The sequence below is a fragment of the Eubacterium sp. AF36-5BH genome (assembly GCF_003460505.1).
In the GTDB taxonomy this organism is placed as follows: Bacteria; Bacillota; Clostridia; order Lachnospirales; family Lachnospiraceae; genus Eubacterium_G.
Window position 1 is genome coordinate 162,229 of record NZ_QTVG01000005.1, and the last position, 15,459, is coordinate 177,687.

Annotated in this window: 15 protein-coding genes; all 15 read left to right on the forward strand. The window is 31.9% G+C overall.

What is annotated here, in order from left to right:
• Positions 1–75: 75 nt before the first annotated feature.
• The 15 genes from rplS (at position 76) to DW006_RS06640 (ending at position 15,457) form a co-directional block, all read left to right on the forward strand.
• Positions 76–420 (forward strand): 50S ribosomal protein L19, encoded by a 345-nt coding sequence (gene rplS, locus DW006_RS06570; RefSeq protein WP_022166072.1) that lies wholly within the window; start codon positions 76–78, stop codon positions 418–420.
• A gap of 72 nt (positions 421–492) precedes the next feature.
• Positions 493–1,332: a ribosome biogenesis GTPase YlqF gene (ylqF, locus tag DW006_RS06575; RefSeq protein ID WP_117999567.1), complete on the forward strand. Its 840-nt coding sequence runs from the start codon at positions 493–495 to the stop codon at positions 1,330–1,332.
• A gap of 12 nt (positions 1,333–1,344) precedes the next feature.
• Positions 1,345–2,103: a ribonuclease HII gene (locus DW006_RS06580; protein WP_117999568.1), complete on the forward strand. Its 759-nt coding sequence runs from the start codon at positions 1,345–1,347 to the stop codon at positions 2,101–2,103.
• 87 nt (positions 2,104–2,190) lie between these two features.
• Entirely contained in the window at positions 2,191–2,541 is a 351-nt protein-coding gene (locus DW006_RS06585) for a YraN family protein (protein ID WP_158561083.1), read from the forward strand.
• Positions 2,541–3,389: a peptidoglycan editing factor PgeF gene (gene pgeF / locus DW006_RS06590; protein ID WP_117999570.1), complete on the forward strand. Its 849-nt coding sequence runs from the start codon at positions 2,541–2,543 to the stop codon at positions 3,387–3,389. The genes DW006_RS06585 and pgeF overlap by 1 nt, the downstream gene beginning before the upstream one ends.
• Positions 3,390–3,443: 54 nt before the next feature.
• Positions 3,444–4,766, forward strand: coding sequence for a ribosome biogenesis GTPase Der (gene der / locus DW006_RS06595; protein WP_022166077.1), 1,323 nt, complete (start codon positions 3,444–3,446; stop codon positions 4,764–4,766).
• Between the two features lie 26 nt (positions 4,767–4,792).
• Complete coding sequence (gene plsY, locus DW006_RS06600; RefSeq protein WP_117999571.1) at positions 4,793–5,452, forward strand: glycerol-3-phosphate 1-O-acyltransferase PlsY; 660 nt, start codon at positions 4,793–4,795, stop codon at positions 5,450–5,452.
• Between the two features lies 1 nt (position 5,453).
• Complete coding sequence (locus DW006_RS06605) at positions 5,454–6,464, forward strand: NAD(P)H-dependent glycerol-3-phosphate dehydrogenase (protein ID WP_117999572.1); 1,011 nt, start codon at positions 5,454–5,456, stop codon at positions 6,462–6,464.
• A gap of 41 nt (positions 6,465–6,505) precedes the next feature.
• Positions 6,506–8,074, forward strand: coding sequence for a cardiolipin synthase (cls, locus tag DW006_RS06610; protein WP_117999573.1), 1,569 nt, complete (start codon positions 6,506–6,508; stop codon positions 8,072–8,074).
• Between the two features lie 64 nt (positions 8,075–8,138).
• Positions 8,139–9,605 (forward strand): stage IV sporulation protein A, encoded by a 1,467-nt coding sequence (gene spoIVA / locus DW006_RS06615; RefSeq protein ID WP_117999574.1) that lies wholly within the window; start codon positions 8,139–8,141, stop codon positions 9,603–9,605.
• Between the two features lie 95 nt (positions 9,606–9,700).
• A complete protein-coding gene (gene tyrS / locus DW006_RS06620) occupies positions 9,701–10,927 on the forward strand; it encodes a tyrosine--tRNA ligase (protein WP_117999575.1) in 1,227 nt (408 codons plus the stop codon).
• A gap of 17 nt (positions 10,928–10,944) precedes the next feature.
• The gene (gene alaS, locus DW006_RS06625) at positions 10,945–13,581 is read left to right on the forward strand and encodes an alanine--tRNA ligase (RefSeq protein WP_117999576.1); all 2,637 of its coding nucleotides are present in this window, start codon (positions 10,945–10,947) and stop codon (positions 13,579–13,581) included.
• Between the two features lie 119 nt (positions 13,582–13,700).
• A complete protein-coding gene (gene rpsU, locus DW006_RS06630) occupies positions 13,701–13,877 on the forward strand; it encodes a 30S ribosomal protein S21 (RefSeq protein ID WP_005362674.1) in 177 nt (58 codons plus the stop codon).
• Between the two features lie 124 nt (positions 13,878–14,001).
• Positions 14,002–14,253: a YabP/YqfC family sporulation protein gene (locus DW006_RS06635; protein ID WP_117999577.1), complete on the forward strand. Its 252-nt coding sequence runs from the start codon at positions 14,002–14,004 to the stop codon at positions 14,251–14,253.
• A complete protein-coding gene (locus DW006_RS06640; RefSeq protein ID WP_117999578.1) occupies positions 14,234–15,457 on the forward strand; it encodes a sporulation protein YqfD in 1,224 nt (407 codons plus the stop codon). The genes DW006_RS06635 and DW006_RS06640 overlap by 20 nt, the downstream gene beginning before the upstream one ends.
• Positions 15,458–15,459: the final 2 nt, after the last annotated feature.

The window sequence follows — 15,459 nt, forward strand, 5'->3', positions numbered from 1 at the left end:
AAACGCTGTATAAAAAAAAGATGGTCCTCTGTTACATTATGTATTAAGAACATCGGAATAAATAAGGAGGAAATTATGCAGGAATTAATTAAAGAAATTGAAGATGCACAGATTAAGGAAGTAACACCTTTTAACGTAGGTGACACAATTAAGGTTCACGCTAAGATCGTTGAAGGAAACAGAGAAAGAATTCAGATTTTCGAAGGTCTTGTACTTAAGAAACAGGGTGGAAGCAACAGAGCTACTTTCACAGTAAGAAAGAATTCAAACGGTATTGGTGTAGAAAGAACTTGGCCTTTATACTCACCAAACATTGCTAAGATTGAAGTAGTAAGACAGGGTAAAGTAAGACGTGCTAAACTTAACTACATTAGAAGCAGAGTAGGTAAGGCTGCTAAGGTAAAAGAATTAGTTAAATAATTATTACTTTAAAAAAGGAGCGGGTTTATTCTCGTTCCTTTTTTATTTAATAGAAAATTTAGGAGAAAGATTATGGATTATCAATGGTTTCCGGGACACATGACAAAAGCCATGCGTCAAATGAAGGAAGATATAAAATTAATAGATTTAATAATTGAATTATTAGATGCAAGAATTCCGTTAAGTAGTAGGAATCCTGAAATTGACAATCTTGGTCAGAATAAGGCAAGACTTGTTTTATTAAATAAAGCTGATTTAGCAGATGAAAAGCAAAATAATAAATGGATTGAATATTTTAAGAAAAAAGGAATTGTTGCTTTAAAAATCAATTCTAAAAATAAGCAGGGCATTAAGGAAATTAATAATGCTGTTAATATTGCCTGTAAAGAAAAAATAGAAAGAAATTTAAAAAGAGGCATTAAAAACAGACCAATTAGAGCTATGGTAGTTGGTATACCAAATGTTGGTAAATCTACTTTTATTAACGCTTATGCAGGAAAGAACTGTGCAAAAACAGGTAACAAGCCGGGAGTAACAAAAGGAAAACAATGGATTCGACTTAATAAGAATCTTGAACTTTTGGATACACCTGGGGTTTTATGGCCTAAATTTGATGACCAGAAAATCGGTATGCATTTAGCTTTTATTGGCTCAATGAATGATAATATTTTAGATGTATCTGAACTTGCATTCCAGCTAATTAAACTATTAGAAAACTTATATCCAAATGCAATCAAAGACAGATATAGTATTGAAGGTGATGATAACATTCTACAGATTATGTATCAGATAGCAGAGGTAAGAGGTTGCAAATTGAAAGGAAATCAGCCTGATTTGGACAAAACAAGTAAGATAGTTTTAGATGACTTTAGAAGTGGAAAATTAGGCAGAATCACTTTAGATAGAAATTAAAAGGTAGAAACAATGGGAAAAAGTATTGCAGATATTAAAAAAGAATTATCATTTTTGGATGAAAAAGACTTATTACAGTTTGCTGAAGAATATAAAAGTGATGAAAGAAGCGGTGTTTTAAAGTTAGTTGAAAAGGCAAGGAAAGACCACCAAAAGTATCTTTTAGAGTTAGAAAGAATTTATAATTTACAATATTTTGAAAGAAAATATTCTGATTATGAATTAATATGCGGTATAGATGAGGTTGGTAGAGGTCCTTTGGCCGGTCCTGTTGTTGCAGGAGCTGTGATTTTACCAAAAGAATGTAATATTTTATACATTAATGACTCAAAAAAACTTTCAGCCAAAAAAAGAGAAGAGTTGTATCCACAAATAATGGAAAAAGCCATATGTGCAAAAACTGCTCAATCAAGTCCTGAGAGAATAGATGAAATCGATATTTTACAGGCAACATACGAGGCAATGAGAAAAGCAATTGCTTCAATGGAAAAACAGCCTGATTTGTTGTTAAACGATGCTGTAAACATTCCGGGGCTTGATATGAAGCAGATTCCGATTATAAAGGGTGATGCAAAAAGCATTTCCATTGGTGCAGCAAGTATAATAGCAAAAGTTACAAGGGATGCAATGATGGTTGAATACCATAAGATTTATCCTGAATACGATTTTGCTTCAAACAAAGGTTATGGTTCGGCAAAACATATTGAAGCTTTGAAAAAGGTAGGTCCATGTCCTATACATAGAAAAACTTTTATAAAGAATTTTGTGTAGATTATTATAATTTACCCTTTGTTTGTTTATAAAAAGATAAATGATTTATTAAATTATTTTTGTAAGATAATGATTTTAAGGGGGACTATGAATACAAGAAAAGTTGGTGGTTTTTACGAAAAAAAAGCCATTGAATATTTGAAAAAAGAGAATTTCAAAATTATTGCATCAAACTATTCCTGTAAAATAGGGGAAATCGATGTAATTGCATCTAAGGAAGATACATTGCATTTTATTGAAATAAAATATAGAAAAAATCTTATGTATGGCAATCCTTTAGAGGCGGTAAATTATAGAAAACAACAGAAAATCTACAAAACAGCAATGTGGTTTTTAAATGAAAACCAGATTTTTATGGATTTTCAGTGCAGTTTTGATGTTATAGCAATAACAGAGGAGCAAATTCGGTATATTTATAATTGTTTTGGAGTAATGTAATGAATATAGTATTGTTAAACAAAAAAAGCAGAAATTCAACTGTTATAAAATTTAAAAACGATGTTCCATATATTTCATATAAAGCAATGGATGAGATACCATGGCTTACACATGGCTTTTCCACAAGAATAGGTGGTGTAAGCCAGGGAGTTTTAAGTTCTATGAATTTAGGCTTTGGTCGAGGCGATTTAGAAGAAAATGTAGTAAATAATCACAAGATAATTGCAAATGCAATTGGGTTTGAAAGTAAAAATATCGTTTGTAGTAAACAGACTCATACTACAAATGTAGCTGTAGTTGGAAAAGAATTTAAGGGAAACGGTATTTATAAAGAAAATTGTTTTACTGACATTGATGGAATGATTACAAATGAAAAGAATGTAGTTTTGGCAACATATTTTGCAGACTGTGTTCCATTATATATGGTAGATGTAAAAAATAAGGCCATAGGTCTTTCTCATTCCGGCTGGAGAGGTACAGTTGGAAAAATAGGCGCATGTACTCTAAAGAAAATGAAAGAAAACTACGGTACTGATTCCAAGGATGTTATTGCCTGCATTGGTCCTTCAATATGTATGAGTTGCTATGAAATTAGTGAAGATGTGGCTAATGAATTTAAGATGGCATTTCCTGACAATATAGACAATATCCTTTTGAATAAAGGAAATGGTAAATATATGTTGGACTTATGGGAGTGTAACAGAATAGTTTTCAGGGAATGTGGTGTATTAGAAGAGAATATTCATTTACCTGATATTTGTACATGCTGTAACCATAAGATGCTCTTTTCCCATAGAGCAACTAACGGAAAAAGAGGAAATCTGGCGGCTTTTTTGGAAATAAAATAAGCAATTTACAAATAATGGTACTTATTGTAAAATCTAATGGTGAGGTGAGAGAATATGAGTAAACCAATTGTGGCTATAGTAGGTAGACCTAATGTTGGAAAATCAACATTATTTAATGCTTTAGCAGGACAAAAAATTTCAATAGTAAAAGACACTCCGGGCGTCACAAGAGACAGAATATATGCTGATATTGATTGGCTTAATTATAATTTCACAATGATTGATACAGGTGGTATTGAACCTGATAGCAGTGACATTATTTTAGCACAGATGCGTGAGCAGGCGCAGATTGCCATTGATACAGCAGATGTTATTATATTTATGACAGATGTAAAGCAGGGCTTAATTGATGCTGATGCAAAGGTTGCAGATATGCTTCGTAGAAGTCAGAAACCGGTTGTTTTAGTGGTAAATAAAGTAGATAATTTTAATAAAATGATGGCAGATGTTTATGAATTCTATAATTTAGGTATAGGTGATCCTGTTCCAATTTCTGCATCACAGAGAAGTGGTATAGGTGACATGCTTGATAAGGTTGTTGAACATTTTAAATCACTTGATTTAGAAGAAGATGAAGATGACAGACCAAAGGTCGCCATTGTTGGTAAGCCAAATGTTGGAAAATCATCAATTATCAATAAACTAACAGGTGAAAGCCGTGTTATTGTTTCTAATATTGCAGGCACAACAAGAGATGCCATTGACACTGATGTTAAATGGAATGGAAAAGAATATGTTTTTATTGATACTGCAGGTATTAGAAGAAAATCAAAAGTAAAAGAAGATATCGAAAGATACAGTGTTATTAGAACTGTTACTGCTGTAGAAAGAGCAGACGTGGTGGTTATTGTTATTGATGCAACTGAAGGGGTTACTGAACAGGATGCAAAAATTGCCGGGATTGCCCATGAAAATGGAAAAGGTATAATTATTGCCGTAAATAAATGGGATGCAATTGAGAAAAATGACAAGACTGTTTATGAGTATACTAATAAAGTAAGACAGATTCTTTCTTTTATGCAGTATGCAGAAATTATGTTTATTTCAGCAAAAACAGGTCAAAGATTACCTAAGTTGTTTGATATGATTGATATGGTAATTGAAAATCACACTATGAGAATAGAAACAGGTGTTGTAAATGAAATTATGGCAGAAGCAGTAGCAATGCAACAGCCACCATCAGATAAGGGTAAACGTTTAAGACTTTACTATATTACTCAGGTATCAGTAAAGCCACCAACATTTGTTATTTTTGTAAATGATAAGGAATTAATGCATTTCTCCTATACAAGATACATTGAAAACCGTATCAGAGAAGCTTTTGGTTTCAGAGGAACTCCATTAAGATTTATTATTAGAGAAAGAAAAGAAAAATAAACATTTTAATTTAAGGAGTATTTGCGATGGTTTGGCAGAAAATAATTTGCATTGTTATCGGTTATATTTTCGGCTTATTTCAAACAGGTTTTATAATTGGTAAAATGCATAATATAGACATTAGAGAATTTGGCAGTGGCAATTCAGGAACAACGAATGCCATGCGTACACTTGGAAAAAAATATGGTTTTATGACATTTTTCGGCGATGCACTTAAAGCTGTTTTTGCCGTAGGTGTTACATATTTACTTTTTAGAAATTCATGTAATGACAGTTTAATTGCAATTGCCTTATATACAGGGCTTGGTACAATTTTAGGCCATAATTTTCCTTTTTATATGAATTTTAAAGGAGGGAAAGGCATTGCAGCATCATCGGGAGTTATTTTCTCACTTGTCTTTTTTGACTGGAAATTTTTAGCTCTTGGTTTAATAACTTTTTTTGTTGCACTTGCTTTAACTAAATATGTTTCGTTTAGTTCATTATGCTTAATGACAGGTTTCTTTTTGGAAATGGTAATATTCGGTCAGTTGAACATGGTGCATAACTTAAATCAAAGTGAAAAATTAGAATCGTATATTTTGGTTGGAATCATGATGGTTTTGTCTTATATACGACATAAAGATAATATAAAAAGACTGGTCAATGGAACAGAACGAAAAATTGGTCAGAAAAAGGAGGCATAATATGTCAAAAGTTACAGTATTAGGCGGTGGTGGTTGGGCCATTGCTCTTTCAAAAATATTATATGGAAACGGACATGATGTAACAATATGGTCTGCATTGCAGAAAGAAGTAGATTTATTAAGCAAAGATAGAGAAAATAAAATAAGCTTGCCTGGAATAAAAATTCCAGAAGATATTATAATTACAAATAATATTGAAGAAGCTGTTAAGAATTCTGAATTAATCGTTATGGCAGTTGCTTCATCATTTGTCAGAAGTACATCTAAATTATTAAAAGATATTATACCTGACGGTCAAATAATTGTTGATGTTGCAAAAGGAATTGAAGATAAGACTTTTGATACAATGACAGAAATTATGGAAGAAGAATTACCAACATGCGAGGCTGTTGTACTTTCAGGTCCAAGCCATGCTGAAGAGGTAGGACGTAACATACCTACAGTTGTAGTTATTGGTGCTAAGAAGAAAGAAGTAGCACAGAAAGTTCAGACAATGTTTGCAAATAAATATTTTAGAACATATATAAGTCCTGACAGAAAGAGTATTGAATTAGGTGGCTCTTTAAAGAATGTTATAGCCCTTGCAGCGGGCATAATTGACGGTCTTGGTTTTGGTGATAATACAGAGGCTGCTTTAATTACAAGAGGTATCAAGGAAATTACAGCTCTTGGTGTCAAAATGGGTGGTCATTCAAGAACTTTCAATGGCCTATCAGGAATTGGTGACTTAATTGTAACATGTAACAGTAAGCACTCAAGAAACAGAAGAGCCGGTGTCCTTATAGGCAAAGGCTACACATTAGATGAGGCTGTTAAAGAAGTAAAAATGGTTGTTGAAGGTGCAGTTTCAGCTAAAGCCGCTTTAGAACTTGCAAAAAAATATAATGTGGACATGCCTATAGTAGAAGCTGTAAATGAAGTCCTTTTTGACAACAAACCTGCTGAAGAAGCAATGTGGGAATTAATGGAGCGTGAACAGACAAACGAATTTCATGATTTAGAATGGAGATAAATTAATATAGTATAACATATATTATATTTAAGGGGAGTTTAATGGATAAGACCAAATTAGATAAGACAAAAAATAAAGGTAAAAAAGGCATTGCCACATTTTTATTTAGTCGAATTTTTATTTTTGGCTTAATGATTATTATTCAGATTTTATTTTTCTGGGCAGTTGCCTACAACGTTGTTTTAGATAAAAGTGTTTCTTACGTTGTAACATTGTTGCAGGTTTTATCGGTTGTATATATAGTTAGCGATAAATCAGATCCCACAATGAAACTGATATGGGTTATTTTTATCGTTGTAGTTCCGGGATTTGGTGTTTTGATGTATTTGTACACTAAATTGCAACCTGGTTCAATAAAACTTCGAAAAAAAATAGAACATATTGATTTAAAGTCTCAACGATATTTGCAACCTGAACAGCAAATATACAATGATTTACAAATACAGGATAAACAGGTCTCGATGCTTGCAAAGTATGTTTATGACTACACCGGTTGTCCTGTTTATAAAAATACTGATGTTTCATATTTTAGTTGTGGAGAGGAAAAGTACACAGCCTTAATTGAAGAATTGGAGAATGCCACAGATTTTATTTTTATGGAATATTTTATTATTCAGCAGGGAAAAGTCTGGGACTCAGTTCTTAATATTCTTGAAAGAAAGGCAAAAGAAGGCGTAGAAGTAAGAGTAATGTATGATGGCCTTTGTTCCCTTACAAAGTTACCGGTTGGCTATTATAAGAAACTACGTCAAATGGGCATAAAGTCAAAAACCTTTGCTCCTGCGAGACCTTTTTTTACAACTGAGCAAAACAACAGAGATCATAGAAAGATTCTTGTTATTGACGGTAAAGTTGCTTTTACCGGTGGTATTAATCTGGCAGATGAATATATGAACCTTGTTGAAAAATTCGGTTATTGGAAAGATACTGCGGTTATGTTAAAAGGTGATGCAGTAAAAAGCTATACACTTTTATTCTTACAAATGTGGAATGTAACAGAGCGGACAATTGGAAATTTTGACAGATATTTAGATATAAAAATTCCAAAAATATATGACGATAATGGTTATATAATAGGCTACGGTGATGAGCCGGTTGGAAAAGAAAGAGTTGGTGAATCTGTTTATTTACATATGATTAATACAGCCAACAGATATCTTCATATTGTTACACCATATTTAATTTTGGATAATGTTATGATGTCTGCGTTAAAGTTTGCGGCAAAACGTGGTGTAGATGTAAAAATTGTCATGCCAGGTATACCTGACAAACCATACGCTTATTGTATAGCAAGAACATATTACAGTGAGTTAATCGAAGCCGGTGTGGAAATTTATGAATACACACCCGGTTTTACTCATGCTAAGATGTTTATTAGTGATGATGAAAAAGCAACTGTTGGAACAATTAATTTAGACTATAGAAGTTTATATTTACATTTTGAAAATGGATGCTTTATTTATAAAAATAATGTAATTTATGATATAGAAGCCGACTATGAAAATATGCTTGCTGTATCAAAAAAGGTTTCTTTAATAGAATGTAGAAACAGGCCTTTATGGTATAAAGTATGCGGGAAATTATTAAGACTAATTTCTCCGTTAATGTAAAAAGTAATAAAAAGCCTCTCATTGCCATATATTTTAGTATTAATATATGCACTGGGAGGTTTTTATGGATTTTAATGTATATAATGACATTGAAAAAAGAACAAAGGGGGAAATTTACATAGGGGTTGTGGGACCTGTTAGAACTGGAAAATCAACTTTTATTAAGAATTTTATGGATGTGGCTGTAATGCCAAATATAAAAGATGAAAATGAGGTTAAACGAGCAATGGATGAGCTGCCACAATCATCAGCCGGTAAAACAATAATGACAACAGAGCCTAAATTTATACCTAATAAAGCGGTGACAATTAATATTGGTAACAAAGCTAATATTAATGTTAGACTAATAGACTGTGTTGGCTTTATGGTTGATGGGGCTACAGGTCACATGGAGGAAGATTCTGAAAGAATGGTAAAAACACCTTGGTTTGAACAGTCAATTCCTTTTTCAAAAGCTGCTGAAATTGGTACAGAGAAAGTAATTTCAGAACACTCAACAATTGGTGTAGTTATAACAAGTGACGGAAGTTTTACTGACTTGAATGTTGAAGACTACAACAAGGCATTAGATAAAACAGTTAATGAGTTAAAAAAAATTAATAAGCCTTTTATTATTCTTGTTAATTCAATGGAGCCTACATCAAAAGAGTGTCTGGAATTGAAAAAAACTATTGAAAGCAAATATGATGTATCAACAATAGCAATAAACTGTCTTAAATTAAACGAAGATGACATTAATAATATTTTAGAAAATATATTATTTGAATTTCCAATTACCGAAATAGTATTTAATGTTCCAAAATGGCTTGAAATAATCAATTTAGACAGTGATATGATGAAATACATAATAGAATATTCTAAACAGATTTTAGAAAAAATTACTAAAATTAAAGATATAAAAAATCTTATTTTTAGTCCTGACAAAAATTATGTAAAAAATATGTCTGTATCAATGGTTGAGTTGTCCAATGGTAAAGTTGTTATGGATTTTTCTGTGGACGAAAGTTCTTATTATGACACATTATCAGAAATTACAGGCAGCAAAATTGAAAATCAGTTGCATCTTATAAGATTTATCAAAGAACTTGCAGCAAAAAAAACAGGTTATGATAAAGTGAATTCAGCCATAACAAAAGTGAAGGAAACAGGCTATGGAATTGTTATGCCTGACAAGGAAGAAATAGTTTTAGATAGTCCCGAATTAATAAAGAACGGTAGCAATTATGGTGTAAAAATAAAAGCAACAGCACCGTCTATTCATTTTGTAAAAGCGAATATATTAACTGAAATTTCTCCAATTATAGGTAACGAAGAGCAGGCGAAGGATTTAATAGAATTTATAAATGCCAATGAAGAACATAATGATATTTGGGATACAAACATTTTCGGAAAAACAATTGGTCAGATAGTGGAAGAAGGCATTAGCAATAAAATTGATAACTTAACAGAAGATACAAGAGCCAGAATGCAGGGGACTGTTGAAAAAATAACAAATGATCAAAGCAAAGGAGTTATTTGTATTTTGCTTTAAATAACGAAAAGCGGTTATTGTAAAATTTTAACTACTATGATAAAATTGGTATTTGATTGAGCATAAATAATGCTATAGAAGGAGAAGATAAGATTATGAACACATACGAAGAGTTGAAAGCGCGTGGCCTTATAGCACAGGTTACTGATGAAAAATTAATTAGTGATTTAATAAATAAAGGTGAAGCTGTTTTCTATATTGGCTTTGATCCAACAGCAGACAGTCTTCATGTAGGTCATTTTATGGCTTTATGTCTTATGAAGAGACTTCAAATGGCCGGCAATAAACCAATAGCTCTTTTAGGTGGTGGAACTGCAATGATTGGTGACCCATCAGGAAAGACTGATATGAGAAAAATGATGACAAAAGAAACTATTGACCACAACATTGAATGTTTCAAGAAACAGATGAGCAAATTTATCGACTTTTCTGACGGAAAAGCATTAATGGTAAACAATGCAGACTGGTTAATGGATTTAAATTATATTGATGTTTTAAGAGAAGTTGGACCACATTTCAGTGTAAACAGAATGCTTACTGCTGAATGTTACAAACAGAGAATGGAAAGAGGACTTAGTTTCTTAGAATTCAACTACATGATTATGCAGAGTTATGACTTCTACAAATTATTCCAGGATTATGGTTGTAATCTTCAGTTTGGTGGAGATGATCAGTGGAGTAATATGCTTGGTGGTACAGAACTTATCAGACGTAAATTAGGAAAAGATGCCTCAGCTATGACAATTACATTACTTCTTAACTCAGAAGGTAAGAAGATGGGTAAGACAGTTAGTGGTGCAGTTTGGCTTGATCCTGAAAAAACATCACCATACGAATTCTTCCAGTATTGGAGAAACGTTGATGATGCAGATGTTATTAAATGCTTGAAGATGCTTACATTCCTTCCATTAGAAGAAATTGAAGAAATGGAAAAATGGCAGGGTGCTGAACTTAATAAGGCAAAAGAAATTTTAGGCTATGAATTAACTAAGTTAGTTCATGGTGAAGAAGAAGCTAAAAAAGCATTAGATGCAGCTAGGAATATATTTGCTAAAGGAGGAATTTCAGGTGATATTCCTACAACAACATATGCAAAGGCTGAATTAGAACAGGGAATTGATATTTTAACAATTTTAGTAGATACAAAACTTGCAAAATCAAGAAGTGAAGCAAGAACTTTAGTAAACCAGAACAGTGTTTCTGTTAATGGAGAAAAAGTAAATGCTATAGATAAAACATTAACTACAACTGATTTTAATGATGAAGGTGTTATCTTAATTAAGAAGGGTAAAAAAGCTTTCCATCAGATTAAAGCTGATTAGTTTAGGAGGAACTTACAATGAAGAAATACGGATTAAATGAATTAAGACAAATGTTCCTTGATTTCTTTGAGTCAAAAGGACATTTAGTAAAAAGCAGTTATTCATTAGTGCCACATAATGATAACAGTTTATTGCTTATTAATGCAGGTATGGCGCCTTTAAAGCCTTATTTTACAGGTCAGGAAGTTCCACCTAGAACAAGAATGGCGACATGTCAGAAATGTATTAGAACAGGCGATATTGAAAATATTGGTAAGACTGCAAGACATGGTACATTCTTTGAAATGCTTGGTAATTTTTCATTTGGAGATTATTTTAAACATGAAGCTATTCATTGGTCTTGGGAATTTTTAACAGAAGTTGTTGGACTTGAAGCTGACAGATTATACCCTTCTGTTTATTTAGAAGATGATGAAGCTTTTGATATTTGGAATAAAGAAATGGGTATTCCAAAAGACAGAATTTTCAAATTCGGTAAAGAAGATAACTTCTGGGAACATGGTGCAGGCCCTTGTGGTCCTTGTTCAGAAATTTATTATGACCGTGGTGAAAAATATGGTTGTGGTAAACCAGATTGTACTGTAGGTTGCGAATGTGACAGATATATTGAAATCTGGAACAACGTATTTACTCAGTTTGAAAATGACGGCAAAGGAAATTATACAACATTAAAGCAGAAGAACATAGATACAGGTATGGGACTTGAAAGACTTGCAACAGTCGTTCAGGATGTTGATTCTATTTTTGATGTTGATACTATTAAAGCTTTACGTGATAAAGTATGCGAAATTTCAGGAAAAGAATATAAGAAAGAATATAAATGGGATGTTTCCATAAGAATCATTACTGATCATATCCGTTCAGCTACATTTATGATTTCTGACGGTATTATGCCATCAAATGAAGGTAGAGGATATGTATTAAGAAGATTAATCAGACGTGCTGCAAGACATGGAAGATTATTAGGTATTGATGGAATGTTCCTTTCAGACCTTTCAGAAACTGTAATTGAAAGTTCTAAAGATGGTTATCCTGAACTTGAAGAAAAGAAAAATATGATCTTCAAAGTATTAACTGAAGAAGAAAATAAATTTAACAAAACAATTGATACAGGTCTTAATATTTTGGCTGAAATGGAAGCAAAAATTTCAGAAGAAGGAAACAAGACTTTATCAGGGGACGATGCCTTTAAGTTATATGATACTTATGGATTCCCACTTGATCTTACAAAAGAAATTCTTGAAGAAAAAGGATTTAGCGTAGATGAAGAAGGTTTCAAAAAAGCTATGGAAGTTCAGAGAGAAAAGGCAAGAAATGCCCGTAAGACAACTAACTACATGGGTGCAGATGAAACAGTATACGAAAGTCTTGATAAGAATTTAACATCAAAGTTTGTTGGATATGACAAATTGGAAAATGAATCAGAAATTACAGCTTTAACAACAGAAAAAGAAGTTGTTCAGGCATTAGCTGAAGGTGATAATGGCACAATTCTTGTAAATGAGACTCCATTTTATGCAACAATGGGTGGTCAGACAGGTGATAAAGGTATTATTGAAACAGCTAACGGAAAATTTAAAGTTGTAGATACAATTAAGCTTCATGGCTCAATGATTGGACATGTTGGATATGTTGTAGAAGGTATGGTTCAGGTTGGAGATAAAGTAGCTCTTAAAGTTTACAGCGCTAACAGAGAAGCAATTGCTAAAAACCATAGTGCAACACATTTATTACAGAAGGCATTAAAACTTGTTTTAGGCGAACATGTTGAGCAGGCAGGTTCTTATGTTGATGCTGAAAGATTAAGATTTGACTTTACACATTTCCAGGCAATGACAAAAGAAGAAATTGCCAAAGTTGAATCTATTGTCAATGAACAGATTGCTAATGGATTAGATGTTGTCACAAAAGAAATGACATTAGAAGAAGCTAAGAAAACAGGTGCTATGGCATTATTTGGAGAAAAATACGGAGATACAGTTAGAGTTGTATCTATGGGAGATTTTTCTGTTGAATTATGTGGTGGTACTCATGTTTCAAACACAAAGGAAATTTCATACTTAAAGGTTATTTCTGAAGCCGGTATTTCTGCAGGTGTTAGAAGAATTGAAGCCTTAACAGGAAATGGCTTAATTAAGCATTTTGAAGAAATGGAAAAATTATTAAATGAAGCTGCAAAGGCTGCCAAAAGTGATGCACATAATTTAACAAAGAAGATTCATTCATTAAATGATGAAATCAAATCATTATCAAGTGAAAATGAAAAGTTAAAAGCAAAATTAGCTAACGAATCTGTTGGAGACGCATTAGACAACGTTGTGGAAGTAAAGGGAGTTAAACTTCTTGCTACAAAGGTAGCAGATGTGGATATGAATGGTTTAAGAAATCTTGGTGATCAGTTAAAAGAAAAAATGGGTGGCGGAGTTGTTGTTATTGTTTCAACAACAAATGACAAAGCCAATGTAATTGTTATGGCTGATAATGATGCGATTTCAAAGGGAGCTCATGCCGGAAATATGATTAAAGAAATTGCTAAATGTGTCGGAGGTGGCGGCGGTGGTCGTCCAAATATGGCTCAAGCAGGTGGTAAAAATCCAGCCGGTGCTGATATGGCAATTGAAAAGGCAAAAGAGATTTTGGAAAGCCAGTTATAATTTTGTATTATTTCAAAAATAAGGTTGACGCATTGAAAAAATATGTTATAATATTTAAAGTGTTTTAACACAAATACCTACAGTTTTAGGAATCTATAACTGAAGGGAGGGAAGAACAGATGTCAAGCGTTATCGTAAAAGAAAACGAATCAATCGACAGTGCATTACGTCGATTCAAGAGAAATTGCGCAAAGGCTGGTATTCAGCAGGAGATTCGTAAAAGAGAACATTACGAAAAACCAAGCGTAAAGCGTAAGAAGAAATCAGAAGCTGCTAGAAAGCGCAAATATAATTAATTATAAAAAGTCAGGACCTATGTCCTGGCTTTTTTATGTAATAAAATCTTTACCTTTAACATAATCTAATAAATATAAATAATCTGCTTAATACTGCCTAATTAATTCCAAAGGAGCAAACGCCATGTTTAATGTTGATGATAAATACGACCTTCCAAGAGACGTTGTACATAAAGATTCGTTAATAGAAATTATTGGCAGAAATGAATTTGTTGTAGAAAACTATAGATGTTTAAAAGAGATAAAAGATAATGAAATATTAGTCATGTGCAAAAAATATAATTTATTAATAAAAGGCGAAAAGTTAAACATAAAATATTACAATAGCGAGTCTATGGTTGTAAGTGGGGTATTAAATGAAATTTCATTTATATAGAATAACAATAAATTCCAAACATATTTACAGATTCTTAAACAATACTAAAGAGATAAAAATAAGAGATATAACTTTCAATCAAAATGGAAATGATTCTCTGGCATCTTTTACAATTAATTCGTCAGATTTTAATACTGTTACAGGAATAGCGAAAGATAATAATATAAAAATAATAAATGTTCACGAGTTTGGCTTGTATAAAAAAATTACTCATAGTTTTTTTATTAAATTAGCTGCAACATTTGCTATATTCTTTATTTTATTTATAGTTATTTCCACTCAATTTATTTGGAAGATAACAATAAACGGCAACTATTCATATACCCAAAAAGAAATTTTAGATTATGTCAGATGCCTTAATGTAACAGAAGGGGTTTTGAAAAATAAAGTAAATTGCGAAAATATAGAAAAAAACATCAGAGAAAATTATAATGACATAAGTTGGGTATGTGCTGAAATAAAAGGCACTAATCTTATAATTCACATAAAGGAAAATTATATTACTGAAATTGCAAAAAAAGAAAGCCGTCCTTATAACATTGTTTCCAAATATTCAGGAAAAATCCAATCTATAGTGGTTAGAAAAGGTACGCCATTAGTTAAGAAAAATCAATATGTACATAAAAATCAAATTCTTATTAAGGGTGTAACAGACGTTGCAGATGAATCAGGTCAAAAGCTTTACTCGGTTATTACCGGCTCTGACGGAGATATTTTAGGGAAAATTAAATTTAATTATAATGACCAAATTCCTGTTAAACATAAATATAAAATATATAATTCCTCTAAAACCTATTACATCCCTTTTATAAAAAACTACAGATGGCATATTAAAAGTAAAAAAAATAAAGATATTGAATACAGCGAATCAAAAATAAAATTTTTTGAAAATTATTATTTTCCAATAGGCTTTGGCAAATATGTAAGCAAAGATTATACAATAAAAACTGCAAATTATTCAAAAAAGCAGGCAGAAAAAGTTTTATCATCTAAGTTAAACAATAAATTAGCAATATTAGAACAAAAAGGCTACAAAATATTAGCAAAAAATGTTAGAATAGTACGGAAAAAAGAATTTTACCAATATAAGGGCGATGTTATATGCATTTTACCCGTTGGCAAGGTGCAATACATAAAAGATTCAACCTTAAACAAAATAAAACAAGAAAAGGAATCTGTTGAGCAGACAACAGCAGACAGGTAAAT

Bases quoted from the DNA above. Each gene is read 5' to 3' on its own strand.
- rplS (WP_022166072.1), top strand. From the start codon at position 76: ATGCAGGAATTAATTAAAGAAATTGAAGATGCACAGATTAAGGAAGTA.
- ylqF (WP_117999567.1), top strand. From the start codon at position 493: ATGGATTATCAATGGTTTCCGGGACACATGACAAAAGCCATGCGTCAA.
- DW006_RS06580 (WP_117999568.1), top strand. From the start codon at position 1,345: ATGGGAAAAAGTATTGCAGATATTAAAAAAGAATTATCATTTTTGGAT.
- DW006_RS06585 (WP_158561083.1), top strand. From the start codon at position 2,191: ATGAATACAAGAAAAGTTGGTGGTTTTTACGAAAAAAAAGCCATTGAA.
- pgeF (WP_117999570.1), top strand. From the start codon at position 2,541: ATGAATATAGTATTGTTAAACAAAAAAAGCAGAAATTCAACTGTTATA.
- der (WP_022166077.1), top strand. From the start codon at position 3,444: ATGAGTAAACCAATTGTGGCTATAGTAGGTAGACCTAATGTTGGAAAA.
- plsY (WP_117999571.1), top strand. From the start codon at position 4,793: ATGGTTTGGCAGAAAATAATTTGCATTGTTATCGGTTATATTTTCGGC.
- DW006_RS06605 (WP_117999572.1), top strand. From the start codon at position 5,454: ATGTCAAAAGTTACAGTATTAGGCGGTGGTGGTTGGGCCATTGCTCTT.
- cls (WP_117999573.1), top strand. From the start codon at position 6,506: ATGGATAAGACCAAATTAGATAAGACAAAAAATAAAGGTAAAAAAGGC.
- spoIVA (WP_117999574.1), top strand. From the start codon at position 8,139: ATGGATTTTAATGTATATAATGACATTGAAAAAAGAACAAAGGGGGAA.
- tyrS (WP_117999575.1), top strand. From the start codon at position 9,701: ATGAACACATACGAAGAGTTGAAAGCGCGTGGCCTTATAGCACAGGTT.
- alaS (WP_117999576.1), top strand. From the start codon at position 10,945: ATGAAGAAATACGGATTAAATGAATTAAGACAAATGTTCCTTGATTTC.
- rpsU (WP_005362674.1), top strand. From the start codon at position 13,701: ATGTCAAGCGTTATCGTAAAAGAAAACGAATCAATCGACAGTGCATTA.
- DW006_RS06635 (WP_117999577.1), top strand. From the start codon at position 14,002: ATGTTTAATGTTGATGATAAATACGACCTTCCAAGAGACGTTGTACAT.
- DW006_RS06640 (WP_117999578.1), top strand. From the start codon at position 14,234: ATGAAATTTCATTTATATAGAATAACAATAAATTCCAAACATATTTAC.